Genomic DNA, 23,534 nt, shown 5'->3' with positions numbered 1-23,534 from the left:
ATAAGAGTTTTAGTCCACAAAGCGTGGACTTGAGCTATTAGCAAGGGACTTGAGTCCCTTGCGGGTATTCCGGTTGTTCTTCGACAAGAGCCAGAGGTTGTTTAATCTGCCATGTCTTATCCTGTGATAATTCCAGCAAAGACTGATGGTAATTGGCTAACGTAGAGCGATGCCCCACACTCAAAAAAGTAGTCCCTTTCTCCCGCAAATGTTGATATAACCGCTCCTCGTTCCCCAAATCTAACGCACTCGTCGCTTCATCTAAAATGACGTAGTTGGGTTGATTCAGCAGCAACCGAGCGAAAGTCAACCGTTGTTGTTCCCCCAACGAGAGGACATCTGCCCAATCCTGTTCGGCATCCAAACCCCCAAACCGTTCATCTAAACCCGCTAAATTCACCTGCTCCAGAACTTGCTTCAATTGTTCATCCTCAACCTCAAGGTGGGTGTTGGGATAAAGCAGTTGATCGCGCAAAGTACCAAGCACCATATATGGACGCTGCGGCAAAAATAGAATCTGGTCGGATTCAGGACGAACGATCGCACCCGTGCCAGAATTCCACAATCCTGCGATCGCTCTTAGCAGTGAACTCTTTCCACAGCCACTCGGCCCCATCACCAAAAGCCCCTGTCCAGCAGCTAACTCAACCGACAAATCTTCCACCAACGTCCGTTGATAGTTGGGAGTTTGCAGACTTAGGTGTTCGACTGCCAGCCGATCTGCCTCAATTGTCACAATCCTTGGCTGTTGCTCATCAGATGCCTGGGTTGCCTCTGTCTGTTCTAAAAACTGAGCAAAGGTATAGAGACGATTAATTCCAGCGCCAAACGTGGTTAATTGCTGGAAGCGGGCAACCACAACATTGAGCGAGAAAAAGACTCGGACAAAAGCGCCCTGTGCTTCAGAAACTTTACCTACCTCCATAACTCCTGCAAAAATCGCGGGTGCGACAACCAAGGCAGGCAGGACGAAGGGGATGAACTCATAAGCATTCGTCAGAACATTTAAGTTCAATTCCCAAACCAGCAGCCGTTTGACATTCTCAAACACATCCAAAAATCGGTGCTTGACCTGATTTGACTCCTGTTCCTCCCCTCGGTAAAAAGCGATCGCTTCCGCATTCTCCCGAACTCGTACCAAGCTAAAGCGGAGATTCGCTTCCTTCTTCAGTTGTTCAAAGTTGAGTCGGACAAGCGGCTTACCAAACACGAAACTTGTAACCAGAGTTCCAATCAGGGCATACAACACCAGGAAAAATACTAGGGGTTTAGAAATGCCCCAGAGCACACTGCTGAAAGCAATCACCGACAGCACCGACTCCACTAACACCAGTAAAAAGGTAAGAGATTCCTGAGTAAAACTGCGAACATCCTCCGCAATCCGCTGATCTGGGTTATCAATGTCGGTGTCTGAGATATGCAGATTGTAATAGGCTCGGTTGTGAAAGTAGTTATCTACGAATCGATGGGTGAGCCATTTCCGCCATTGCAAACTAAGGCGATCGCGCAGATAGGTATAGCCTGCTAATAGAGGTGCATAGATCACCAGTACAGCGATGAAAATGATCACAGTTTCCCAGAAACGGGCTTCATCCTTGACTGAAAGGGCTGAAATCAACACCCCTCGCTTGTTGTTGAGTACGACACTCAACCCCGTATACGCTAGCAGAAACAGCACGACTCCCAGCAGTAATCCTCTGGCTTGCCATTTCTCATCCCCTGACCAATAGGACTTGGCGATCGTCCAGAACTGCTGGACTACATTGAAGTTCAATCGATCCATCGGCTTGTTTCCGTTACAACTTGGTCTGCCAGGAGATAATAGATAGAGCTGAATCAGAGCAAAATGTACTTAAATACTGATACAACTCATCTCTGGGTAATTGTTAAATTATGCTACAAATTTCTAATACAGTGAGCATTCCAGAGTATGAGATTGAGATGAGTGCAGTACGCTCTCAAGGTGCAGGGGGGCAAAACGTGAATAAGGTGGCAACTGCCATTCACCTGCGCTTTGACATCGTGGCTTCATCGCTGCCCGAACGCTACAAAGAGCGCCTGTTAAAGCTTTCCGACCAGCGCCTGACCAAAGATGGGGTCATCGTCATCAAGGCTCAAGAGCACCGCAGCCAGGAGCAGAATCGGGAAGAGGCGTTGCAACGACTGCAAGACTTGATTAAAAATGCGATCGCACTCCCTAAACCGCGTAAACCAAGTAAGCCGACTCGGAGTTCTCAGAGGAAACGTCTGGATAGCAAAACGAAGCGATCGCAACTTAAGACAATGCGGGGCAAGGTGACGGATGATTGACCCTTGAGCAAAAAACACTCAATCTGCTAAGGTAATCCTATTCACACTGAAACCCTAAAAATCTTTGCGCCACTCAAAGCTGTTGGCACCAGCTAAGAGCGGCTAACCCCCAAACTGCAACAACCAGTCTGGAAGCTAGATGAAATGGTAACATTCCTCGACGCACCCCGACTTTTTATGGCAACTAAAATGGGGCGTCTTAGATTTTGGGCTACTACACATCTACCCAAAACAGGAGTGCTTTACCTTCCATGTCCCAAAACCTGATTACGGCTGGGGTCATTGACCCTCGGCAAATCCCTCTCGACCAAATCCGGCAGCAAGTTGCCACCTTCCTGAAAATTCCCCTCCAGCAAATTGAGCATATCGAGTGCTGGAAACACCAAATCTGGGTCAAATTAGTGGAATCCCGTGCCAAATTCATTAGTTATCGCAGCTTACCCCTGTGGATCGACCAAGGATTGACGACCATCTTTCGCTGCACTAACCGCCCCGATTTGGATCGTTTAGGTGAAATCTTGCGTACTGAACGAGACTGGTACGACGAAAATGAAATGTCTCAAGCTGTGCAACCTTGGCGCGACGCTTGGGCAAAACAAGCCCAACTCCTTCGGGAAGAGGACGAACGCCTGCAACCCTTTCGCGCCCATCAGCAGGCGGGGAGGGAGTGGTATTCGGCCTGGGAACGAATATTGCGCTGTTGTCACGATTGTGCCGGACTCAAGCATTTAGCCCCAGAACTTCAGCGACAAAGCCAGGAATTTACCGATTTACTTGACGTGACGGAAGCCATGCAACGCCTGTGGAGCGATCGCTGGAAGGAACTATCAGAAACGATGGTTGCGAAGCACACTGCCGAAGAGAGCGCCTAATTTTTTAGCTGAAGTAGAACTATGGGTAAGCTTTCGGCGTCTCAAGAAAAGGATCTAGGGTGAGCAAAGCCCACCCCTGAACATTTTTAAGGATGATTATTCCTTATTCTGTGGGCGTTGGGTAGCCTGCTGATTCTCAGGCGCTTCTTCAGCTCTGAGGACAGCAGTCCCTTCAGCCAGTAAATCCTCTGGCTGTACTGACAAGTCAGCCGCCGTATCAATGCGATTGTTGGCGTTTGTATTTGTTTTTACCGAATTGCCTTTATGGCTAGCATGTCCACTACCCATGAGTTTTTACCTCTATATCACGTATCTAAACACACCTCAGCTTAGACTTAGTGATTGAGGCGATTACCCTATCCTGAGACTTAGATTCCGTCTTTTGTTGCGATCGCTATTTGCGCTCGAAGACAACGAGTAAGTACCCCCGGCTCCAAAGAACAGTGGTTAAGCTGCTGTAAATGGTACGAAAGACCGACTAGAAAATGTTGGATTTTAGACCACCCGGTTCTGACGAATGCACTCGGCATACCAATTAAAGCTGGCTTTGGGAATACGTTTTTGCGTCTTGTAATCGGTGTAGACAATACCAAAGCGATCACTGTAACCCCGACTCCACTCAAAGTTATCCATTAAACTCCAGAGGAAGTAACCCTTAAGAGGATACTTTTCTTGGATGGCTCGATGAGCTGCCCTCAAGTACTGCCGCAGATATAAGATGCGATCACTATCAATCACCTCGCCACTTTCGTTTAATTCGTCTTGGGTAATACAGCCATTTTCACTCACGAACAAGGGCAAATCCTGACGCCCTAATGTGTCGCTCACATGACGAATCGCCCAATACAGGCTCTCAGGAATGAACTTAATCCAGGTTGCCTGCATCTTGGGATAGCTTTTAGGGAAGTCGAGGAGTTCGTAGCCTTGTGGATTGTTAGCGGCACGGGCATATTTCCCCGTATACAGATTAATCCCAAAGTCATCGAGGGGTTGGTGAATCGTCTTGAGGTCGCCGTCCTGAATATCGGGTGCATCCGCGCCCAATTCTTTTAGCATGATGGGACTGTAGGCACCTGTGAGGGCAGGAAAAATGATGCCCCCATTGAACCAATAAGTATGAAATGCTTTTTGCGCGGCTGCAATATCGGCGGCTGATTCGGTGAGGGGAACAGTTGAGCCAATGTCGAGGACTAGCGCGATCGCACAGGGTTTAGGCGAGGCTGCGCGGATGGCTTGACAGCCGAGTCCATGAGCTAGTAAGGCGTGGTGAGAGGTTTGCCATACTTCTTTTTTGGAGCTAACGCGGGTGCCAGGGGCGTTGTTGGGTTGGCTGTCTACACCGTAAGCGAGATGAGTGAATTGGGAGATTTCGTTCAAGGTCATCCAGTGGGTGATGCGATCGCCCAATCGAGTGACGATGGCGGTAGCATAGTCCGCAAAGTCGGATGCCATCTCCCGACTGCGCCAAGAACCGTACTTGTCCTCCAGTGCTTGCGGCGAGTCCCAATGGAATAACGTGGCGTGGGGTGTAATGCCGTATTTGTTTAACTCATCAAGCAGACGTTTGTAGAAATCGACGCCCTCTTCATTCACTTTTCCTCGACCATCGGGAATAATGCGAGGCCAAGCGATGCTGAAGCGATAATCCTTGACGCCCAGTTGTGCCATTAACTTGATGTCGTCTTTGTACCGATGATAGTGGTCGCAGGCTACAGCAGGCGAACTACCATCTTTAATCCGTCCGGGGATAGCACTGAAGGTATCCCATACACTGGGTTTGCGACCGCCTTCGTTGACAGCCCCCTCAATCTGAAAGGCAGAGGTGGCAACGCCCCAGAAGAAATCCTTGGGGAATTTGTAGCTGTTGAGAGAACCTCTAAAGGTTTGTTCCTCAAGGTCTGAAATGGGTGAGTCGGCGCTGGCGATGCGAGGTGGCTGCGTAAGACGGTTGGCAAATGCCATTCCTAGAGAACTTGCTGCTGCACCGACACCCGCCCACCCTAAAAAAGCACGACGATTGATGGACATGTACTTGGCTATTTATGCCTAAAGGTATATTGACTATTAGCATGTACTTTAATTTTAAAGGTTAAGTCAATGAAAGGTTAGCGATCGCGCTTTCAGTCACACCTGCTCCTCTGGTGGAACGAGAGGCTCAATTTGTCGGATGAGTTCAGGAATAGAAATTGTTGTTACATTCCATACCTCATCCAAATCCACATCATCATAGTCATGAATCAAAATATCTCGCATTCCAGCCATTTGTCGCCACGGTATTTCTGGATGACTGCCTCTAAATGCTTCCGAGAGTCGCTTAGTTGCTTCCCCTATAATTTCCAGTTGTCGCATGACAGCAGACTGACGCATCAAATCCGTCTCAAATGTATCTCTATCAGCACCTACTACAAACATTTGCACCAGTCGTGCTGCTACCAAAATATCTGCAAGAGAACTTAAATCACGATGCAGCATAAATAACTTCCGCCGAGCTAAGAATGGCTTTCCGGCGAATATAATTACGGCTGCGCTCAATTCCTCGTTTGCTAACCAAATCTACCTTACGCTCAAAAATCACCTCTAGCTCATCTTGCATATCTACATGATTGAACAGTGTCCATCGAGCATCGGGTGAAAACGCCACGAGGACATCAATATCGCTATCTGGACGGAAATCATCTCGTAGCACCGAACCAAAAAAAGCAAACTCTGTGATTTTCCAGCGTTGGCAGAAGTCTGCAATTTTATCTATTGGGATTTCGATATTTTTTACAACCATCACGCTGCCTATCCAAATGAATCTAAAGGAGCGATCAACCTAATCTTCCAAAACTTCAACTACGTCTTCAATCGCAATATTAAATGCACGAGCTAGTTTCTGGATAGCGGTGAAGTCTGTCATTGCCATTGCTTCCCGTCGAGCATAGCTGACAACCGTCTTGTAGTTTACTCCTGAGCGGTCAGCGACCTCTCTCAATGTCCAACCCTTCTCAGCCGCAAGTTCTCGAACTCGCAACCTAATTAGCCCCAATCGCCTACTCTTCTAAAACTTCAACCACGTCATCAATCATGACATCAAAAACACGGGCTAGTTTCTGCAAAGCCGTATAGTCCACAGTTGTCAGACTAGGAGCTTGAGCGTAATTCTTGACTGTGCTGTAAGGAATTCCCGATCTCTCGGAGACTTCTTTCATCGTCCAACCCTTCTCCGAAGCTAGTTCCCGCACTCGCAACCTAATTAGCCCCATCCTACACTTGACAATAGCTACTAACGTAGCTTTTAATGATTTTATCACGACAAGCGATCGCCCTGGTGCCCGGAAAACATTAGAGCGATCGCTTTTCCTCAAACATCCCACTTGCGTGGGAAGGATAGTTTTATGATACCAAAATCACAGGCTGGCAAGATGAAAAAGTTAGACCAGGCAACCTTTCGAGGAGAAGGGTGGCAACTGGTCACAGATAGCCAAGCTATTGCGTCAATCCTCAAAGCCATTCGTGTCAAGGATGATGAATACCGCTCGATGTATGTCCTGACTGGAGTTGATCAGGCTATAGTTTCTGTACCGGGTTCTACCAGTTTGTTGGAAGTATGGGCGGGTTGGCACAAAGAACCTCGCAATGGACGCGCCTTTGTCTGCCTCTATGATCGAGGAAAAGCCTACACTGAGCAAGGGCAAGAATCATGACTACTTTGTTTCGCCGCCTCCAACCTGCTCAGAAATTCCGGATTACGATAGGAGCGATCGCACAACTCCTAAAAATTCCCAAACACCTGATTGTGCGCGTGGAATGCTGGGCATATATACTATTTGTCCACCGCCGAGACAAAGGGGGACAATTCATGAGTTACCGCCAGTTGCAACAGTGGCGCAATGCTGTAGCCTGCCAGATGCAGAAATGCTCAACTTGGCAAGAGTTGCAAGCGGTTTGGCTAGCCATTGAATTCGATTACAAAAAGCACAAAGAACAGTACAACGACGAGCATTACCCTTTTTTATCTCAAATATGGACAAAATACTGGGATAAGCTTCGGGATAATAAACCATTCATCGATTCGCTAGCTCAGAAAACTCGCTTCAACTTGACTGAAGAATTTAGCTAGCTTCATCTCATCCAATTTTCCATCCGTGCGAACACCACTACAAACATCCACACCAAAGGGTTGTACTTGTTGAATGGCATCAGCGACGTTATCCGCCGTTAGTCCTCCTGCGAGAAAAACAGGCACATCTACTAACTCGCGAATCTGTCGGCTAATTTCCCAACTGTGATTGCGCCCCGTTCTACCCTGTTTTTTTATGTCCTGGGATGGATTGCCAGAATCCAGCAATAATCCATGAACATGAGGAGCGACAGCAACCGCCTCTTCTATGGATTCTTTATCGTTAATATGAATCACCTGAACGATCGCAATTCCGGGTAATGCCTGACGTAAATCATCGCAAGTCCCGGATAACAAGCGATCGCAAATCTGTACCGTATTCACGCCCAAGCGTCGTTGCTGTGCAATGATTCCTAACGTATCGACCTTGCTGGTTAGCAAAAACGAAGATACCGCAGGCGGCACAATCGCAGCGACTTGGGCAATCATCCCTTCGGCAAGTATTCCAGGCCCACTGGGCATCTCGGAAACCAATCCCAAGGCTGATGCCCCGTAACGAATCGCGAGATTGGCTTCTTCTACACTGCTAATGCAGCAAATTTTTACTCTAGGTCGTTTTGTGGGTTCCATCTGAGATATTGCACTAGGGTCACTGAGCCGTCAATCCCAGCTTGTTGTCAACTCTCCAAGGGTTTACTTCATACTTCAGCCTTCAGTTGACGGCTATTGTCCTGGAAGAGTCCGAATTAAACCGCATCGGTGTTATCCAAGCGGAAGAAGAGCTTGCTCCGTTGCACACCCTTGTCGCTACCATAACTGCTAACACTGAGCGATCGCAAATGCTCAAAGAATGGTTTTGCCACAAGTTCCACCAGTCTCACAATCGGTAGCTGACGCTCAATCAGTGTTCCAGTTTCTCTCCAGTCAAGATATAAGTAGCCATCATTGGGCTGAGGTAAGGGCGCGATCGCATTATTGAATCGATCACTCTTCACTAAAGAATTGTCCACGCCTTTGAGCGCTTGATTCATAGCCTCAATTGAAGTCGTGAAAATCTCATAATCCCCTACAGTTGTATGAACCCCCCCAACTTGTGCCTCTAATTTCATCAAACGGTTATCTTTCCCCCCAACAGGAGTAGCCGAGGTAATCAGCTTCGTCCATGCCGTGATGCTTGTGTCTCCGAGGGGTAAAGAACCTACACTCAATCCTCGCTGCTTAGCCACAGCGTCTAGATGCTCAATGGATGACTCTGCGGCATCTGAACCTTTTTGCGCCACAAAAATCCAATCAGGATTATCTCGATCTGGACGAGGCATCATCGAGAGGGCATATTCACCTTGCACCCAACTAAAGATCTCCTCTGGCAGTTGAATACCCCAGCGTGACTCTAAGCTAGCGATAGCTTGTTCCAACAAAGGTTTGAGAGCGTCATTCCTTCCCCCGCCGGATGAGACTTGAGTCCAGAGTTGGTTCAAATCAGTTCCTGCGATCGCCAAAGCACTTTGAGTGGGAATGTACTGCAATGCTGCAACCGGCTCAGATAGGGTCGGTTCTCGACTGCTATCACTCGCGTCTGACCCCAGTAAAGCGGTTTGTGCGACTAACCCTAGACGGTTCAAAGAGAGGCCGAGAGCAAGGGTTTGGGACCCCTTGAACGAGTCTCGCACGGGGGCGGGCTGCTTGGAAATCCACGCGGCTAGGGAGGGTATATTAACAAAACTGAGGCCAATTCGTGGTTCAGTGAGAGTTTCCAGCATTTGCTGATACTCTGGGTCATCCTCTAAGCTGAGGTTGGCGGCTTGGACGTTGTTGAGTGCATCGCGCAATACCTTGGGGTGATTGGCAAATAACACGAAGCGATCGCCCACTACCGCACTGGTTAAGGCTTCGGGAAGCGGGTTTTGATGGGAACCGTTGCTAGATACCTGAAGTTGGCTGAGGGGACGCCGATAAATCAGGTTAACGCCCTTGTACTTTTCAAAGACGATATCGTCAACGCTTGTCGCCGCCTGTTTGGAATAGAACAGTTGCAAGAACTCCCGCGCCCGTTCTCCGTCTTTGGTCTTGACAACGAGCAAATACCCTGGTTGGGTTGCATTGGCTGGGTTGCGGTCAAAGTCTAAAGAGGTAACCGCGAGGCTGATTTCATCGCCCAGCCAGGGTTGAATATCTCGCTGATAGTTTATGTCAGTGTTGAGCAGGAGGCTGTTTTCGATTTTGTTCAGTTCAGCACGCGATCGCCGTCGTGCGATCGGACGTGCTACCAGTTGCCGAAATGCCTCCAAGCGTCCTGGGTTTACCAGGAGTGATACCATTGCGGGTGCCTGTTTCGGGACAAAAATAGCAGCCGTAGGATTGGCTACTACTCCTTGTTGCAATAAATTTAAAGGGCTTTGAGAGGTTAACCAGAAAAAGCCAGCTACTGCAATCAACAGTAACCCAGTGGCTCCTGCTACCAGGGCATAAAAAAATGAGCGTAGCTTCATGATGAAATCTGACCGCGTCCGATGGCGATTGAGGGAGGAATAATCCCAATTCCACGCCTATTATATGTCGCTCTCGAATGTTCATTGTCTATTTCAGCGCTAGCGGGGTGGTCATCCCTTCCGGGTTGAGAGGCTGTTCCCTGGCACGGTGGCGATCACATGAACGAAGTGGGATGTAGTCTCGTGCGGTTGATTAGTGCAGCTCATTACCCTTCTATTTAGACATGTGAAGAATTCCAGAAATCTCCTCTTTCAATGAGTCTTGCTCTGTTTTAGATCCGTGAAATTAAATTTTGTTATGAAGTTGGCGGTCTGAAATTCGGATGTTTAGAAAAACAAAAACCTTTTGCGGTTTTTTCGTTTTTTCTATGGTGTCAGTTATCTCTATTCTATGTAACTGGTTAATTCTCTCGGCTGACACTGCTTAATTTGGATAGTAATGCCGTGGGCACCTTCCTGTTTTAAATCCTCAAAGTAGCCAACTTGAGCATAGTCTGCTTCCTGCCTACTGCTAAACGGACCAAAGTAATAAGTACAGTTGGGCAAGGCTGTCCTAATTTCTACCCACCAGCCCAATTCAATCCCGTTCTTTATACTGGAGTGTCTTAAAGGCATAGAAGCTATCCCTGATTCTTAATGGAGAGATTTACAAATTGTGACAAATAAACAAACCCGCTAAAGCCTCAAGATGGAAAATTATGAATCACTAAATCGATGATAAAAAAGCAGTCTTTACTTGGTGATGGTTAACATTCTTTGAGGAAAGATAGTTTTTCTATTTTCTACGATTTGATGAAACTCTTGATGAAGAGCTATGCTTTTTTCCTCCAAAACTGGCATGGCCTGTCTACAGCGAGAGCAGTACCAATAGATGTGGTTGTGGCAAATATGACGGAGTAAGCGATCTGAGCAGCAGGGACAAGTATTCATAGGATTGCATAGAATCAATACCTACGAGACTACTGCTCGTTTGTCAATTTTTTAGGCAAGAAATCGGGTAGAAATCGGTAAGAAAGCCAAATTATTAATGATAAATTGCAAAGAATTATCAACGAATAGTTGGATATTTGTAACGTTCAGAAGTTTTGCGCGTGAATGAGTGCCCTCTAGCCATGCTTTAGAATTCTTTGTTGAGGGCTAGTTCACCCAGGCAGAAATAACTCATCAGTTGACTGGGTGTCGGGGTGTCAGTGGAGTCGGGTCGAAGCTAAGCGTGAGGATAGGGGAGGTGCAGGATTTTATCGGTTTACCTTTATCAAATATTATAAATATTTGTAAGATATGCTTATCCTGACCCTAATGCCGATTTTTACTGGCAGTCCGGGAAAGGTCGAGTTATCAATTCATCATCATCTAAACTAAACCGGATGGCACATCAATCTTTTATTCAACCCCTTTCCGAAATAAGCGTTGAGCAGCTACGTCAGAGGCTATGCGAATCTTCTCGGAAGATTCAGTTGATCGATGTCCGAGAGGAAGAGGAGGTCGAAATCGCTCATTTAGAAGGGTTCGAGAATCTTCCCTTGAGTGCATTTGCCGAATGGTCAAGCCAAATCCACACTCGCTTTGACTTAGATGCTGAGACGCTAGTCCTGTGTCATCATGGCAGTCGCTCGGCTCAGATGTGTCAATGGTTGATTCACCAAGGGTTTACCCAGGTGAAAAACATCGCCGGAGGGATTGATGCCTACTCGCTGATCGTTGATCGCAGCATCCCTCGCTATTAGCTGCCGTTCATGGCAAACCCCTGAGCCTAGTTTCTTCTGCTATCTTAAAACTAACGCCAATGAGCCGCCAATAGTAGCATCTCCATAGTTCGTAGGGCTAGCAACTGCGAGGGTGACTTCTGTAATTGAGAGATTTTCTCTCAGTGCTTTCACTCTTAGTCAGCTTGCTCCAAATTAGCCTTTGTCCGGATAGAAGCCGGCAAGGCGTGTAATTCACCTTAGCCCTTCAATCCCATTAATAGAATCATTTGCCTCTCTTTAAAATCTGATTAAGATCAGCTTTTGTTCAAATGTTTCAGCAAGCCAGTCTGACTAACCGACAACAACAAATCCTGTGGGCTACTATCCGTCATTACATTGCGACAGCAGAACCCGTGGGTTCCAAAGCGTTGGCGACGGAGTATGACCTCAGTGTTAGCCCTGCAACGATTCGTTCTTGTATGGGCGTTTTAGAAAAAGCGGGGTTATTGTATCAACCTCATACCTCAGCGGGACGAGTTCCCTCGGATTCTGGCTACCGAATTTATGTTGACCAACTGATAACTCCTTCGGACAGCTTGGGGCGTCGGGTTGAGCATTTACTCGCAGATCATTTGAACTTTGAAGAGGCAAGCTTTGAGGCGATTTTGCGAGAGGCAACACAAATCCTCGCCACCGTTAGTGGCTACATTGCCTTAATTACGCTGCCTCAGACTCGCACCACCCGCTTACGGCATTTACAGTTGGTACAGATAGAACCACGGCGAGTGATGTTGATTGTCGTCACTGATTCCTATGAGACACAGTCGGTGTTGATGGAACTTCCCCCGTTAGGGGATGAGATGACTCAGGACGAGTCGATGATGGATCGGGAGTTACAGATTATATCAAATTTTTTGAATAGTAAGCTACGGGAGCGATCGCTCAGTGAGCTGGCAAGCTTAGATTGGAGTGAAGTAGACCGAGAATTTGCTCAGTATGCTGATTGCTTGAAGCGGTTGCTGACGGATTTAATCCGCCGCACAACAGCACCTGTTCCGACACAAATCATGATTCGCGGCATCTCAGAGGTATTGCGTCAGCCAGAGTTTTCGGAGTTGCAACAAGTCAAGAACTTAGTGCATCTCTTGGAAGAAGAGCAGGATTTACTTTGGCCTGTGATTTTTGAGGTACCAGAGACTCTAGGATTGGATCGTCGGGTGAAAGTACGAATTGGTTCAGAAAATCCCTTAGAACCGATGCGTACCTGTACCTTGGTCAGTGCAACGTATCAGCAGGGTGAAGTCCCAGTGGGGAGTGTGGGAATTTTGGGGCCTACCCGGATGCTGTATGAAAATGCGATCGCTTTAGTCGAAACGGCGGCTAATTATTTGACGGGCGCTTTGAGCGAACCCGCTTGAGTTAAGTTAAAACAAAAGTCAAACTATATTGATTATTTTGGCTTTAATTCAGCGGCTCAAACGGGTCTACCACAACAATTAATCATGAATAGAAAACTTGGATTTGGGTTACTTTGGGTCAGCGTTGCTGTTTATGCTTTTTTCTTCGCTCCTCCCAACCAACCCGATACCTTTGAATTGATTAAAAACCTTTCTACTGGCAACTGGGATGGAATCAATCCTTTGGTGATTGCTTTATTCAACATCATGGGCATCTGGCCGATGATTTATAGCGGCTTGATATTTAGCGATGGCAGGGAGCAAAAAATTCCCGCATGGCCTTTCTCAGTTGGCTCTTTTGGAGTGGGAGCGTTTGCTTTATTGCCTTATCTAGCTCTACGTGAAGCCAATCAAAAATTTACCGGTTCTAAGGATATCGTTTTAAAGATACTTGATTCCCGTTGGTTGGGTGTTGCCCTCACACTCGGTACGCTGGTTCTGTTAAGTTTTGGATTACTCAAGGGCGATTGGGCTGATTTTATCCAACAGTGGCAAAGCAGCCGCTTTATTCATGTGATGAGTCTGGATTTTTGCCTGTTGTGCTTATTGTTTCCAGCGCTACTTGGAGATGATATGGCACGGCGTGGCATGAAAAATTCCTCACTATTTTGGGTCGTGGCGCTGGTCCCTTTAATCGGTCCACTGTTGTATCTTTGTTTGCGTCCACCTCTCTTAGAATCCGGACAAGAGGCCGTTTCTAGCCCTCAACAATCTACAGCAAGCTAATTGTTGGAGTTGGGTCATAATTAAGGGCAAGCGGCATCGATACAATGCCGCTCACTCTTCATAAATCTGAGCTGGATCTGGTTTAATTAAATTTAAATATTACCCCTCATCTCCTTCCCCAATATCCCGTTTTAAGGGACGCTTATAGGTAAAGCTGAATGTATCTCCACTAGCGATCGCCATCCGCATTTCCTGATACATGGGGTAGTTGCCAACGCCACTGAGACTCACCCAACCGCGTGTCCTGGTTAATGCCACAAATAACTGATTCCGAAGGCTCACATCCGACTCATTTCGAGCCACATGATCGAAGCCGACGACATAAACCATATCCGCTTCATTCCCCTTCGCACGGGGGACACGAGACACCGTTACCCCACCCTCCATCCAAAAACGATCAGGGTCATGATGAGGCCATTGGGGATTGAGTTCATTCACTTCTAAAGCCGTTGGAATATAGATATCAATGCCTTGTTCCATCAAGCAACTAGCCACCTTATCTTCTAATTCCCTGGCTTCAGAAAGAGAGCCTAAAACAATCACTAAAATCTCCCGACTAGGCTTGAGGTCGTCATGATATAAGTTATACTCAATCTTCTGAGCTAAAGCCGTCAATTCTTCCTGACGAGAACCATAGGTTTCAAACTCTATGATGGGTTCGCCCCAAAGTTCTGAAACCGGATTGGGAGAGTTTTCCGGAGGACGATGTAGAGTAATTTGTTGACCCGAAATAAATTTACCTTTCACGACTTCATAGCCGATTCTGTCCCACTCCTTCTTGTCTGTAATTCCTGCCAGCATTCCCTCTGGACGCAGCAAACCCATCCCAATCGCATGAGCGGCTGTGAGAATTGGGCCAGGGGTACGGTAGCAGCGACGCATCACTTCAGATTTTTTAATACCACCGTTGTATTGAGTTCCCTGAGTTAATAATCCACTCAAATTCTCACCAAACAATTCCTTGGTAGTTGGAATCTTTAGAGTATCCAAGCTTTGCGCTTCATCATAAGCCCAAATTAAACGACGTTGTTCGGGTTGTTCTGAGTCGATCGGTCGTAAAGCTTGATAAGCCAGCCAATAAATCGCTTGTTTATCCTGATACTTTAAGTCATCTTCAGAAACTAAATCTTGCCCTTCATCAATGAGAATGGCATCAAACATCGGTTCAATTTCCATCTCTTCGGACAGTCGCTTACATAGGTCTGCCAAGCCTCGATTTGGCTGCCTTTCCCTGGTTTCTCCTGCTGTTTTCGCCCGAATGCCATGGGACTGGCAAATGGTTCCATAAAAACCCGGTTGCTCTTTTGCTCCCCAAGCATGAAGCACTCGCAGCTTGTGATTTTCTTTCTGGTCGTAGCCAATTTCACCATTACTAAAACGACGCAACCATCGATCCAATAACCCAATGATCGTGTCGTAAAGTGTGCGACTGAAAAACACTAAAGCAATATCCCACTCTGGATGCTTTAAATGCATATGAGCCGCTTTTTGACATAACAGTATGGTTTTTCCCGAACCCGCTACACCTCGCAACCGTTGAAAACCCGGAGGAATTTCTTTGCCAATATGTTCTTGCTGCAAATCTAAATCAAACAGATGTTGAGAATAAGCTGCCACAACGCTTCCACGCATTTTGCCATTCGTAGAGACAAGGGTGCGAGGAGAACGACGCAAAACGGGTGCCCCACTAATGACGGCTTTGAGCAACTTCCACTGTTCATCATCCAAGTCTTCTCCGGGAACAATCGGTGCAGCTTGTTCAATTCGCTCTAAAAATCCAGCCTTGCTCAGTTGATCTTGAAAGATGATGGGAGGACAACTAGGGAGTTGGTCAAAACCTCTTTGCTGCCATTGTTCTTGGGTAATGAGAGGCAATGCAACCATCGCTCGTCCCATGACTTTGCGCCAGATCGCTGGTTCGCGATCGCAATACGCAACCAACGCTCTTAGCTGACATTCAGCTTGTTGATAAGGGTTAACTTCACGGCTATCAAAATTTTGCAACTCCCACAGATGACCGTCAATTGCAACAATTTGGTCAATGGTGACTGATTTGACTTCAATCACAATTAAACTGTGTTCTCGATCCACTAGGAGAATATCTGGCTCTTTCCGAATTTCTCCCACTTTCGAGAAAATTGGATAACGCCAATAGCCAATACAGTTGCGGTCTGAAAAAGCATTTTTGGCAGTATCCCACACCTTTTGTTCCCCTGCTTCTCCACTGCCCCCTATGGGCATCGTTGTAATAAACTTGCGACCCTGATCAATTTCATTCACAGGCATTTAGGCTTACTTCCTTGCGTAAGATTTTTTGGGTGACGGCTCAATGCAGCCTCAAAAGTAGAGTTCCCAAAAAATTCAATCGAGGAACAAGCGGCTGAAAATTTTTTGGCGCGATCGCGTCTTCGGGAAGTCACACCCAGACAAAAATCCTTGCCCTCACTGGCTTTGTTCGAGATGCGTTGCATCCGAAGTCGTTTTCGCTCAGCTTTACTGCTGCCTTCTGCCTTCTGCCTTCTGCCTTCTGCCCTCGTATGAGCTCCGGTCTACCTTTTACTTTATTTGTTGCAATTTGTTAAGTTCAGCTATCCTACCCGAAAATTTCACCTGAGTTAGTTATCTTAGGAATCGACGAGGATAAGTACCTTGTTCGTAGCGCCATTTAAAGCTGTTTTTAAAACCGCTGGTCAGTCCCTTTCTTAAAAGTCCTTTGCAGACTGCTGACCAGCCTATAAACATCAAACCCAGACCCTACGATCTGGGTTATATAATATTAGCCCTCTTAGCCTACTTAACCGAGAATTTGTTCAATCATCCGGTTAGCCTGAGAACTATAACCACCACCAAAAAGATTGAAGTGATTGAGGATATGGTAAAGATTATAGAGGGTTTTTCGCTGAGTGTAACCGTCATCCAAAGGCCAAACTTGGTTATAACCGCGATAAAAGGCAGCCGGAAAACCACCGAACAATTCCGTCATGGCAATATCCACTTCGCGATCGCCCACATACGTCGCTGGATCTAAAATCACCGGTTCTCCCAACTTCGTAATAGCCGCATTTCCGCCCCACAAATCACCATGTACCAAAGACGGTTGAGGCTGATGCTTCAGCAAACGTGGAACCAATGCTAATAAACGCTCTTGCTGAGAAAATTGCCCCCCCCGACGCTGCGCCAGCGTGAACTGATAGCCTAAGCGATGTTCAGTAAAAAAAGCCGCCCAGTCGGATGTCCAAGTATTAATTTGGGGTGTTGAACCAATGGTGTTATTCAAGTCCCAACCAAAGAAGGTTGAAGGTTGATTTTTTGAACTTTCAACTGGGCTTTCGCCCCGCTTGGCTAACAACTTGCCAACGTTCAACTCTGCGTTAGGTTGAGGAGGTTTCGCCTGGTGCATTTGGGCTAGTTTTCGCCCCATCTCTTCCCAATCTTGGGTCTTACCACTCCCTCCAAATTCCAGCCATTCCATCACAATGTAAGCCGAATCACCGACTGTACCAACGCCAATCGGTTTTGGCACCCGAATGGTTTGAGTTTCTAGCATTTGCTTTAAACCCAGCGCCTCTGCCTCAAACATCTCCACCTGAGACGCCCGGTTGAGCTTCACAAAATAAGTATCCGTATCGCTGCTGACAGCATAACCCTGATTAATACAGCCACCACTGACAGACCGACGGTTCTTAATGTCAAATGTCTTGCCAGTGATTTGGCTGATATGCGCCGCAATTTCTGTCCACATTACTCGAATTTGGGATTTGGAATTTTGGACTTGAGATTCTCGCAGTAAATTAAGCTGATTTACTCATTTTGAAGTTGAATCATTGCCAACTTCAACTCGCCCTGACCAACTCCGATCATCTCAAATCTTGGTCGGTTTTACACTCACGATACCGTAAGCATCAGCACAGAGATACTTTTGTGCCGCCGATTGGATATCCAAAGAATGGACCGATTGAATGCGAGTCGGGTAGTTCAGCGCAGGTTCTAAATCTCCAATTTGGCACTGATAGTAGCCATATAAACTGGTGCGATCGCTCGGTTTTTCATTGCCAAAAATAAACCGATTCGCCACTTGCCGACGAATACGAGCAATATCCGCTTCTGCAACTAATTCTGTTTGAAAGCGGTGGATATGTTGCGCGATCGCAGCTTCCACTTCCGCTATATTTTCTTCGGGTAAGTGTGCGGAAATATAGAACACACCTTGAAGCCGCTGCGTCATATTACTCACCCCAATATGAGTCACCAATTGCCGCTCTTCACGCAAATCCCTCACCAGTCGTGACATGCGTCCTTGCCCTAAGATTGCCGCCAAGACATCCAATGCATAAGTTTGCTCCAATTGCAACATTCCCGGCACTCGCCAAATCATCACGAGACGAGCTTGCTGTAAGCTGTCATCGGTATACTCTCGGCGGACAATCTCTTGAAACGCAGGTTCAGGCTGGAAAGCATTGGGATGCTGTAAAAACGGTTCCGGTAAAGAGCCGTTGCTTGAGTTGTTCTGTGTCTGATCGAAACCCTCTGCAACAATCTCGATCAACTCATCAACCGGCAAATTACCCACAGCGACCGCCGTCATCGACTTGGGTTGATACCATTGAGCGTGAAAGTCACGCATCTGCTGAGGCTGCAACTGCTCAATCACCGAGGCTGGCCCTAATACCTGTCGCCGATAAGGCAGTTGTTCAAACGTTGTCTCAATCGCCCGTCGAAACATGCGACGCCCTGGATTATCGTCTGAGCGGCGAATTTCTTCTAAAACCACCATCCGCTCCCGCTCAAAAGCCTCATCGGGAATGCTGGGGTTCAGGACTACATCCAGTTGCAAGGGAGCCAGTTGGGCAAAATCTTTCGGGGCTGTGGTGATGTAATAGTGAGTGTAATCTTGGCTGGTGGCGGCATTGGTCACCGCACCCCGCTCTTCAATCAGCCGCTCAAATTCACCACTTTTCAGGCGTGGCGTTCCCTTAAAAATCATGTGCTCTAAAAAATGAGCCATGCCGTTGATGTTATCGGGTTCCACAGCCGAACCCACATTAATCCAAACATTCAGGTTAACGGCTTCAACAGGCATCCGCTCTGCCACGATGGTTAGACCATTGGGCAGTTGCTTGATGGTTGGAGCGTTGAGCGGGGGAGTTTTGAGCAGCGTTGAGGTCATCGGTACTTTGCGTTTTTGCCATTCCTCTCTATCTTAACGGTCGGCTCTGTCAGCGCTTTCGCCCTAGCACTCTGCCTTCCTTCTTCTGCCTTCTTCAAAAGCGCATTTTAAAATCAAGTTATGATAAGTAATATTAAGAAAAATAAAAATTTTGCTATGCCAAGGAGTCAGGCAGACAATAGCAAGTCCCGCCGTGTTGTTGTCGTCGGTGCTGGAATCGGGGGTTTAACGGCTGGAGCCTTACTAGCTCGTCGGGGTTATCAAGTGTTAGTCCTCGACCAAGCCTTTGTACCGGGAGGGTGTGCTTCTACCTTCAAACGTCGGGGATTTACGTTTGATGTGGGTGCGACTCAGGTGGCGGGTTTAGAACCGGGTGGCATTCATCAGCGCATTTTTGATGAGTTAGAAATTGACCTACCCGCCGCCACGCCTTGCGACCCCGCTTGTGCGGTGTTTCTCCCCGGTGAAACCGAACCCATTAACGTCTGGCGCGACCCCGAAAAATGGAAGGGTGAACGACAGCGACAGTTTCCCGGCAGCGAACCCTTCTGGCAATTGATGACCACATTATTCGAGGCAAGCTGGAAGTTTCAATCCCGTGACCCCGTATTGCCCCCCCGGAATTTGTGGGACTTGTGGCAGTTATCGTCCGCCGTGCGTCCGGATACCTTGATTACCTTGCCCTTTACTTTCATGACAGTCGGGGATGCACTGCGGGGATATGGACTCTATGAAAACCAGCGTCTGAGGACGTTTCTCGATTTGCAACTGAAGCTTTATTCCCAAGTTAATGCGGATGAAACCGCCCTACTTTATGCGGCGACAGCGTTGGGGGTTTCCAGCGAACCGCAGGGGCTATTTCATCTTAAGGGCAGTATGCAGGTATTGAGCGATCGCTTAGTCGAAGCGCTGGAAAAATGGGGGGGTAAACTGCTGATGCGCCACACGGTTGAATACATTGAAGCGTCCGGTGGTAAAGCGACTAGTGTGAGGATTCGCAATCAAAAAACAGGGGAAGTATGGACAGAATCGGCGGATGAAGTGGTTGCCAACGTCACTGCCCAAAATTTGGTGAAGTTACTGGGAGAGCAAGCACCTCAGGGGTACAAACAGCGAGTGGATAAGTTACCTCCAGCATCGGGTGCTTTTGTGATTTATTTGGGTGTTGACCAAAGTGCAATTCCCCTCGGTTGTCCGCCCCATCTCCAGTTTCTCTACGACTACTCTGGCCCGATTGGGGAGAATAACTCTCTATTCGTTTCCGTGAGTCATCCTGGAGATGGTCGCGCACCAGAGGGCAAAGCCACGATTATTGCCTCTTCCTTTACCGAGGCAGCGATGTGGTGGCAGGGGACAAAACAAGAGTATGACCAGCTTAAGCAAAAGTATACAGAAGATGCGATCGCCCAGCTTGCCCAGTATTTTTACTTAAAACCCGAAACCATCATCCACCAAGAAGTGGCAACGCCCCGCACGTTTGCCTTCTACACCGGTCGCGACCAAGGGATCGTGGGCGGGATTGGGCAACGCATACCCACGTTTGGCCCCTTTGGTTTTGCCACACGCACACCCGTTGATCATCTGTGGTTAGTGGGGGATTCGACCCACCCTGGCGAAGGGACGGCTGGGGTGAGTTACTCAGCGCTCACGGCTGTCAGGCAAATTGAAGCATCGGCTTGACATTCTTCACTCAATTCTGTCTTTTACCCAATCCGCCTTGATCGTTCCCCTTCCAAATCCAGTCATTTTCTCCCTAGCTCCCCAACAGCCCTGCAACGTTTCTAATCCTGCCACAACACAATCCCACCCAGCAAACCATTGACATTGGGCACAATTTTCACATTGGCAGGTAGCTCGATGGTGATTTTCTTCGCTTCACCGCCGCCGATGTAGAGATAATCGTAATTAAACAGATGATCCAGACAGGCGATCGCCTTTTCTAAGCGAGTATTCCATTTTTTCTGACCCACTGCATCCAACGCTGCACGTCCCAACTGCTGCTCATAGGTTTCCCCTTTGCGGAACGGATGATGTCCCATTTCCAAATTGGGCACCAGTTTCCCATCTACAAATAGGGCAGAACCAAATCCCGTACCCAGGGTGATCACCATTTCCACCCCTTTCCCGACAATAGCCGCCATTCCTTGCACATCGGCATCATTCGCCACCCGCACGGGTTTTCCCAAACGTTCAGAAAGGGCTGTGGCAAGATCGAACCCCATCCAATCGGGGTCTAAGTTCACCGCTGTTCTGGTGATACCGCAACTTACAACACCTGGAAATCCCACTGATACGCGATCAAATTCACCTTGTCCTGCCGCTAACTGAGCGATCGCATCAATTACAGCATCGGGTTTGGGGGGCTGGGGCGTTTCCACACGGCTGCGTTCTGTCAGGGGATTACCGGCTTCATCTAATACCATCACCTTGACGCCACTGCCGCCAATGTCCACGACGAGAGTGCGGCTCGATCCGTCTGATTGAGTCATTGAGTATTTTTACTCCTTTTTCCGGCGTAATATCTCGTTCTCTAACAGTGTAGGCGGCAGCCATGGCGCAAATCTTACTGCTGCTGCATGATTTTTGGCTTAGCCCGTTCTGCACGCGCTTCGGCACTATCCATCACATCAGCCATTTTCTCCAACATTTCTCCAGCGTAATTTTCTAACACCCTGGTAGACAAAGAAACACGGCCTTTCCCTTCATCGAGGTCAATAATCATGGCTTTAATGATCTGACCGATTTGGAATACGGCTGGCAGCGATTCAATAAAGGTTTGGCTCACTTGCTTAATGTGCAGTAAACCTGTGATGCCTTCAAAATCAACGAACAAACCGAAAGGCTTAATGGAAGTAATTTTGCCTTCCACTAATTGCCCTAATTCTAGCTGACTAAAACCAGCGGAACGAGTGGCTTGGCGCTGGGAAACGACTAACTTGTTGCGTTCGCGATCGGCTTCTAAGATGGTGGCGGTGAGGGTTTGACCAATCAATGAATCTAAGTCTTCTCGTTCACTCAAATGCGATCGCGGAATAAACCCCCGCAACCCGCGCATATCGACCGTGACGCCACCCTTATTCACCCCAGTAACGCGGACTTGGAAGGATTTTCCTTCTTCCTGTACCTCTGCCAACTCATCCCACAGCCGCTTCACTTCTAGCTGACGCCGCGACAGCGTCACCTGACCATCGGCATCTTGTTCTCCAATAATGAGAAAATCGAGTTCTTCGTGTAAAGGCAGCACGTCCGACCAATCCCCTGAGGATTTCACAGAAACCTCATTGATGGGAACATAAGCCAAAGACTTGCCACCGATGTCAACATACGCACCATCCGTTTCGTAGTTGTACACCTTGCCACGCACTACCTGTCCCTTTTTAAACCCGTAGTCGTGTTGTTCCAATGCTTTGGCAAAATCGTCCATGGAGAAAGAGACTTTGCTAGCTTTAGAACGTGCTGGTTCTGATTTCATGTCAATTAATCGCTTAAAAAAGATAGTGAATTACGGTCGAGAGTGAGTTGGTAAGGGGTGCAGCTTCAAGTGGAGGCTAAAGTTAGTTCCTGCCTAAAAAGCTGCTTCACTTGTACCCAAGCATCAGCGGCTGCTGCCTCATTGTAGCTAGCACGTTGGTCACAGAAGAAGCCATGATCGGCTTCTGGGTAACGAAAGATACGATGCATCACTTGGTGCTTGTTCAGTGTTTGTTCGATCTGATCAATTTGTTGCGATGGGATGCTGGCATCGTTCATGCCAAAGAAGAGGTAGATGGTGCCTCCTCCGATATCTTTAGTCTGAGTGATGGTTGGCGCACCACCACCCGGAGTCATCGTGGTAATCCCAGCGCCATAGAACGACGCGGTGGCGTGAATGTCTGGCAGAGTAGCCGCTAGATAGGCAACATGCCCTCCAAAACAAAAGCCGATACAGCCAATAGAGTTGGGTTTGGCTGGCGTCTGGCCGATTAGGTAATTGATGGTTGCTTGAATATCACTTTTGAGTTCTTCTGCTGTGGTTCGATCCTTATATTTTCTGCCAATTTGAATGTCTTTGTCTGTGTAACCCGTTTCAAAACCGGGTGCTTGGCGTTGATAGAGGGCCGGTGCGATCGCGACATAGCCTTCTTGGGCTATCCGTCGAGTGACATCTCGGATATGATCGTTGACTCCAAAAATTTCTTGCAGCACCACAACGCCTGGGAAACTCCCCGTGTCGGCTGGCATTGCCAGGTAAGCTTCAATTTGTAGAGAACCATTCGCAATCTTAACGGACTTTGTCTTTATTTCTCTATTCGCCATGATTCAGTTTAACGGGTGGAAAGGAGCGCTATGGAATCCAGAGCGGCTAATCTCGAAGGCTTATCGGCTTTCTAACCGATGCAAAAACTTCTGTTTAATTTTAACTCTAAGTTACCCAATCATTGAACAAAATCACAATAGAACTTTATTTTTTTAGCTAAATTTTTAGATGTTTTTATTACATATATGATTCTTTAAAAAAGATTCAATCATTAAACTGCCTACTAATTCAATGTTCCCAATTAAAAATTAAGCAATAAAAATAGATTATTTAAAAATTGAAAAATAGAGGTTTTTATGTTGGTTTGAATTGGAATAAAATTGACAATTTTAACTTTAAACCTTTTAAATAAATCTAGTCATTTGATAAAAATCAAGAGAATCGTCTAGGTCAGATGAATTTCCCATGGATGGAATGCGGCATCAA

At 47.3% G+C, this 23,534-nt stretch carries 25 protein-coding genes; 8 read left to right on the top strand and 17 right to left on the bottom strand.

Features of this window, described 5'->3' with window-relative positions; genetic code table 11:
* Positions 1 to 37: 37 nt before the first annotated feature.
* On the bottom strand, positions 38 to 1,783 hold the full coding sequence (locus MIC7113_RS24980; protein ID WP_015184986.1) for an ABC transporter ATP-binding protein/permease: 1,746 nt from the start codon (positions 1,781 to 1,783) through the stop codon (positions 38 to 40).
* 110 nt (positions 1,784 to 1,893) lie between these two features.
* On the opposite strand from MIC7113_RS24980, the gene arfB reads away from it, so the two are divergent.
* Together arfB and MIC7113_RS24970 are read left to right on the top strand one after the other, a co-directional pair.
* Positions 1,894 to 2,310: an alternative ribosome rescue aminoacyl-tRNA hydrolase ArfB gene (gene arfB / locus MIC7113_RS24975; RefSeq protein WP_015184985.1), complete on the top strand. Its 417-nt coding sequence runs from the start codon at positions 1,894 to 1,896 to the stop codon at positions 2,308 to 2,310.
* A gap of 251 nt (positions 2,311 to 2,561) precedes the next feature.
* Entirely contained in the window at positions 2,562 to 3,182 is a 621-nt protein-coding gene (locus MIC7113_RS24970; protein ID WP_015184984.1) for a hypothetical protein, read from the top strand.
* A 96-nt stretch (positions 3,183 to 3,278) separates the two neighbouring features.
* On the opposite strand, the gene MIC7113_RS24965 is transcribed toward MIC7113_RS24970, so the two are convergent.
* The 6 genes from MIC7113_RS24965 to MIC7113_RS24940 all read right to left on the bottom strand — a co-directional run bounded on the left by MIC7113_RS24965 (position 3,279) and on the right by MIC7113_RS24940 (position 6,427).
* Positions 3,279 to 3,470: a hypothetical protein gene (locus tag MIC7113_RS24965; protein WP_015184983.1), complete on the bottom strand. Its 192-nt coding sequence runs from the start codon at positions 3,468 to 3,470 to the stop codon at positions 3,279 to 3,281.
* Positions 3,471 to 3,677: 207 nt separating this feature from the next.
* Positions 3,678 to 5,210, bottom strand: a complete 1,533-nt coding sequence (locus tag MIC7113_RS24960; protein ID WP_015184982.1) for a GH1 family beta-glucosidase — start codon at positions 5,208 to 5,210, stop codon at positions 3,678 to 3,680.
* A gap of 96 nt (positions 5,211 to 5,306) precedes the next feature.
* Complete coding sequence (locus MIC7113_RS24955) at positions 5,307 to 5,654, bottom strand: HepT-like ribonuclease domain-containing protein (RefSeq protein ID WP_015184981.1); 348 nt, start codon at positions 5,652 to 5,654, stop codon at positions 5,307 to 5,309.
* Entirely contained in the window at positions 5,641 to 5,958 is a 318-nt protein-coding gene (locus MIC7113_RS24950; RefSeq protein WP_015184980.1) for a nucleotidyltransferase family protein, read from the bottom strand. Before MIC7113_RS24950 ends, MIC7113_RS24955 begins: the two co-directional genes overlap by 14 nt.
* Positions 5,959 to 5,997: 39 nt before the next feature.
* Positions 5,998 to 6,210, bottom strand: a complete 213-nt coding sequence (locus MIC7113_RS24945; protein ID WP_015184979.1) for a helix-turn-helix domain-containing protein — start codon at positions 6,208 to 6,210, stop codon at positions 5,998 to 6,000.
* A gap of 4 nt (positions 6,211 to 6,214) precedes the next feature.
* Entirely contained in the window at positions 6,215 to 6,427 is a 213-nt protein-coding gene (locus MIC7113_RS24940; protein WP_041780213.1) for a helix-turn-helix domain-containing protein, read from the bottom strand.
* A gap of 132 nt (positions 6,428 to 6,559) precedes the next feature.
* Between MIC7113_RS24940 and MIC7113_RS24935 the strand changes: the two genes are divergently transcribed.
* Together MIC7113_RS24935 and MIC7113_RS24930 are read left to right on the top strand one after the other, a co-directional pair.
* Complete coding sequence (locus MIC7113_RS24935; protein WP_015184978.1) at positions 6,560 to 6,868, top strand: hypothetical protein; 309 nt, start codon at positions 6,560 to 6,562, stop codon at positions 6,866 to 6,868.
* Positions 6,865 to 7,284 carry a hypothetical protein gene (locus MIC7113_RS24930; RefSeq protein ID WP_015184977.1) on the top strand — a complete coding sequence of 140 codons (420 nt, stop codon included), beginning with the start codon at positions 6,865 to 6,867 and terminating at the stop codon, positions 7,282 to 7,284. The genes MIC7113_RS24935 and MIC7113_RS24930 overlap by 4 nt, the downstream gene beginning before the upstream one ends.
* Here MIC7113_RS24930 and MIC7113_RS24925 read toward each other — a convergent pair.
* The 3 genes from MIC7113_RS24925 to MIC7113_RS24915 all read right to left on the bottom strand — a co-directional run bounded on the left by MIC7113_RS24925 (position 7,240) and on the right by MIC7113_RS24915 (position 10,388).
* Positions 7,240 to 7,914, bottom strand: a complete 675-nt coding sequence (locus MIC7113_RS24925; RefSeq protein WP_015184976.1) for a phosphoribosylanthranilate isomerase — start codon at positions 7,912 to 7,914, stop codon at positions 7,240 to 7,242. The two genes, MIC7113_RS24930 and MIC7113_RS24925, sit on opposite strands and share 45 nt — an antisense overlap.
* 116 nt (positions 7,915 to 8,030) lie before the next feature.
* Complete coding sequence (locus MIC7113_RS24920) at positions 8,031 to 9,773, bottom strand: DUF3352 domain-containing protein (protein WP_015184975.1); 1,743 nt, start codon at positions 9,771 to 9,773, stop codon at positions 8,031 to 8,033.
* A 384-nt stretch (positions 9,774 to 10,157) separates the two neighbouring features.
* Positions 10,158 to 10,388 (bottom strand): DUF1816 domain-containing protein, encoded by a 231-nt coding sequence (locus tag MIC7113_RS24915; RefSeq protein WP_015184974.1) that lies wholly within the window; start codon positions 10,386 to 10,388, stop codon positions 10,158 to 10,160.
* Positions 10,389 to 11,140: 752 nt separating this feature from the next.
* Between MIC7113_RS24915 and MIC7113_RS24910 the strand changes: the two genes are divergently transcribed.
* The 3 genes from MIC7113_RS24910 (at position 11,141) to MIC7113_RS24900 (ending at position 13,644) form a co-directional block, all read left to right on the top strand.
* Positions 11,141 to 11,500, top strand: a complete 360-nt coding sequence (locus MIC7113_RS24910) for a rhodanese-like domain-containing protein (RefSeq protein WP_015184973.1) — start codon at positions 11,141 to 11,143, stop codon at positions 11,498 to 11,500.
* A 290-nt stretch (positions 11,501 to 11,790) separates the two neighbouring features.
* The gene (gene hrcA / locus MIC7113_RS24905; protein ID WP_015184972.1) at positions 11,791 to 12,879 is read left to right on the top strand and encodes a heat-inducible transcriptional repressor HrcA; all 1,089 of its coding nucleotides are present in this window, start codon (positions 11,791 to 11,793) and stop codon (positions 12,877 to 12,879) included.
* Positions 12,880 to 12,963: 84 nt separating this feature from the next.
* Entirely contained in the window at positions 12,964 to 13,644 is a 681-nt protein-coding gene (locus tag MIC7113_RS24900) for a hypothetical protein (RefSeq protein ID WP_015184971.1), read from the top strand.
* Positions 13,645 to 13,743: 99 nt separating this feature from the next.
* Here MIC7113_RS24900 and MIC7113_RS24895 read toward each other — a convergent pair whose 3' ends face one another.
* The 4 genes from MIC7113_RS24895 to MIC7113_RS24885 all read right to left on the bottom strand — a co-directional run bounded on the left by MIC7113_RS24895 (position 13,744) and on the right by MIC7113_RS24885 (position 18,811).
* Entirely contained in the window at positions 13,744 to 15,930 is a 2,187-nt protein-coding gene (locus tag MIC7113_RS24895) for an ATP-binding domain-containing protein (protein ID WP_015184970.1), read from the bottom strand.
* Positions 15,921 to 16,115 carry a hypothetical protein gene (locus MIC7113_RS36840; RefSeq protein ID WP_155898094.1) on the bottom strand — a complete coding sequence of 65 codons (195 nt, stop codon included), beginning with the start codon at positions 16,113 to 16,115 and terminating at the stop codon, positions 15,921 to 15,923. The genes MIC7113_RS24895 and MIC7113_RS36840 overlap by 10 nt, the downstream gene beginning before the upstream one ends.
* Before the next feature lie 323 nt (positions 16,116 to 16,438).
* Positions 16,439 to 17,386 (bottom strand): fructosamine kinase family protein, encoded by a 948-nt coding sequence (locus MIC7113_RS24890; protein WP_015184969.1) that lies wholly within the window; start codon positions 17,384 to 17,386, stop codon positions 16,439 to 16,441.
* Between the two features lie 120 nt (positions 17,387 to 17,506).
* Positions 17,507 to 18,811 carry a M16 family metallopeptidase gene (locus MIC7113_RS24885; protein ID WP_015184968.1) on the bottom strand — a complete coding sequence of 435 codons (1,305 nt, stop codon included), beginning with the start codon at positions 18,809 to 18,811 and terminating at the stop codon, positions 17,507 to 17,509.
* Positions 18,812 to 18,967: 156 nt separating this feature from the next.
* Here MIC7113_RS24885 and crtD point away from each other — a divergent pair, with 156 nt between their 5' ends.
* A complete protein-coding gene (gene crtD / locus MIC7113_RS24880) occupies positions 18,968 to 20,491 on the top strand; it encodes a C-3',4' desaturase CrtD (protein WP_015184967.1) in 1,524 nt (507 codons plus the stop codon).
* A gap of 101 nt (positions 20,492 to 20,592) precedes the next feature.
* Here the strand turns inward: crtD and MIC7113_RS24875 are convergent, their stop codons facing one another.
* The 3 genes from MIC7113_RS24875 to MIC7113_RS24865 form a co-directional block, all read right to left on the bottom strand.
* Entirely contained in the window at positions 20,593 to 21,300 is a 708-nt protein-coding gene (locus MIC7113_RS24875) for an ROK family protein (protein ID WP_015184966.1), read from the bottom strand.
* 74 nt (positions 21,301 to 21,374) lie between these two features.
* A complete protein-coding gene (locus MIC7113_RS24870; RefSeq protein ID WP_015184965.1) occupies positions 21,375 to 22,283 on the bottom strand; it encodes a S1 RNA-binding domain-containing protein in 909 nt (302 codons plus the stop codon).
* Positions 22,284 to 22,348: 65 nt separating this feature from the next.
* The gene (locus tag MIC7113_RS24865; RefSeq protein ID WP_015184964.1) at positions 22,349 to 23,107 is read right to left on the bottom strand and encodes a dienelactone hydrolase family protein; all 759 of its coding nucleotides are present in this window, start codon (positions 23,105 to 23,107) and stop codon (positions 22,349 to 22,351) included.
* Positions 23,108 to 23,534: the final 427 nt, after the last annotated feature.

The sequence above is a fragment of the Allocoleopsis franciscana PCC 7113 genome (genome assembly GCF_000317515.1).
In the GTDB taxonomy this organism is placed as follows: domain Bacteria; phylum Cyanobacteriota; class Cyanobacteriia; order Cyanobacteriales; family Coleofasciculaceae; genus Allocoleopsis; species Allocoleopsis franciscana.
The sequence above is the reverse complement of the archived record's forward strand: the minus strand, read 5'-3'. Positions and strand labels throughout refer to the sequence as shown.

Excerpts from the sequence above, each read along its gene's own strand:
- MIC7113_RS24980 (WP_015184986.1), bottom strand. The coding sequence starts at position 1,783 with ATGGATCGATTGAACTTCAATGTAGTCCAGCAGTTCTGGACGATCGCC.
- arfB (WP_015184985.1), top strand. The coding sequence starts at position 1,894 with ATGCTACAAATTTCTAATACAGTGAGCATTCCAGAGTATGAGATTGAG.
- MIC7113_RS24970 (WP_015184984.1), top strand. The coding sequence starts at position 2,562 with ATGTCCCAAAACCTGATTACGGCTGGGGTCATTGACCCTCGGCAAATC.
- MIC7113_RS24965 (WP_015184983.1), bottom strand. The coding sequence starts at position 3,470 with ATGGGTAGTGGACATGCTAGCCATAAAGGCAATTCGGTAAAAACAAAT.
- MIC7113_RS24960 (WP_015184982.1), bottom strand. The coding sequence starts at position 5,210 with ATGTCCATCAATCGTCGTGCTTTTTTAGGGTGGGCGGGTGTCGGTGCA.
- MIC7113_RS24955 (WP_015184981.1), bottom strand. The coding sequence starts at position 5,654 with ATGCTGCATCGTGATTTAAGTTCTCTTGCAGATATTTTGGTAGCAGCA.
- MIC7113_RS24950 (WP_015184980.1), bottom strand. The coding sequence starts at position 5,958 with ATGGTTGTAAAAAATATCGAAATCCCAATAGATAAAATTGCAGACTTC.
- MIC7113_RS24940 (WP_041780213.1), bottom strand. The coding sequence starts at position 6,427 with ATGGGGCTAATTAGGTTGCGAGTGCGGGAACTAGCTTCGGAGAAGGGT.
- MIC7113_RS24935 (WP_015184978.1), top strand. The coding sequence starts at position 6,560 with ATGATACCAAAATCACAGGCTGGCAAGATGAAAAAGTTAGACCAGGCA.
- MIC7113_RS24930 (WP_015184977.1), top strand. The coding sequence starts at position 6,865 with ATGACTACTTTGTTTCGCCGCCTCCAACCTGCTCAGAAATTCCGGATT.
- MIC7113_RS24925 (WP_015184976.1), bottom strand. The coding sequence starts at position 7,914 with ATGGAACCCACAAAACGACCTAGAGTAAAAATTTGCTGCATTAGCAGT.
- MIC7113_RS24920 (WP_015184975.1), bottom strand. The coding sequence starts at position 9,773 with ATGAAGCTACGCTCATTTTTTTATGCCCTGGTAGCAGGAGCCACTGGG.
- MIC7113_RS24915 (WP_015184974.1), bottom strand. The coding sequence starts at position 10,388 with ATGCCTTTAAGACACTCCAGTATAAAGAACGGGATTGAATTGGGCTGG.
- MIC7113_RS24910 (WP_015184973.1), top strand. The coding sequence starts at position 11,141 with ATGGCACATCAATCTTTTATTCAACCCCTTTCCGAAATAAGCGTTGAG.
- hrcA (WP_015184972.1), top strand. The coding sequence starts at position 11,791 with ATGTTTCAGCAAGCCAGTCTGACTAACCGACAACAACAAATCCTGTGG.
- MIC7113_RS24900 (WP_015184971.1), top strand. The coding sequence starts at position 12,964 with ATGAATAGAAAACTTGGATTTGGGTTACTTTGGGTCAGCGTTGCTGTT.
- MIC7113_RS24895 (WP_015184970.1), bottom strand. The coding sequence starts at position 15,930 with ATGCCTGTGAATGAAATTGATCAGGGTCGCAAGTTTATTACAACGATG.
- MIC7113_RS36840 (WP_155898094.1), bottom strand. The coding sequence starts at position 16,115 with ATGCAACGCATCTCGAACAAAGCCAGTGAGGGCAAGGATTTTTGTCTG.
- MIC7113_RS24890 (WP_015184969.1), bottom strand. The coding sequence starts at position 17,386 with ATGTGGACAGAAATTGCGGCGCATATCAGCCAAATCACTGGCAAGACA.
- MIC7113_RS24885 (WP_015184968.1), bottom strand. The coding sequence starts at position 18,811 with ATGACCTCAACGCTGCTCAAAACTCCCCCGCTCAACGCTCCAACCATC.
- crtD (WP_015184967.1), top strand. The coding sequence starts at position 18,968 with ATGCCAAGGAGTCAGGCAGACAATAGCAAGTCCCGCCGTGTTGTTGTC.
- MIC7113_RS24875 (WP_015184966.1), bottom strand. The coding sequence starts at position 21,300 with ATGACTCAATCAGACGGATCGAGCCGCACTCTCGTCGTGGACATTGGC.
- MIC7113_RS24870 (WP_015184965.1), bottom strand. The coding sequence starts at position 22,283 with ATGAAATCAGAACCAGCACGTTCTAAAGCTAGCAAAGTCTCTTTCTCC.
- MIC7113_RS24865 (WP_015184964.1), bottom strand. The coding sequence starts at position 23,107 with ATGGCGAATAGAGAAATAAAGACAAAGTCCGTTAAGATTGCGAATGGT.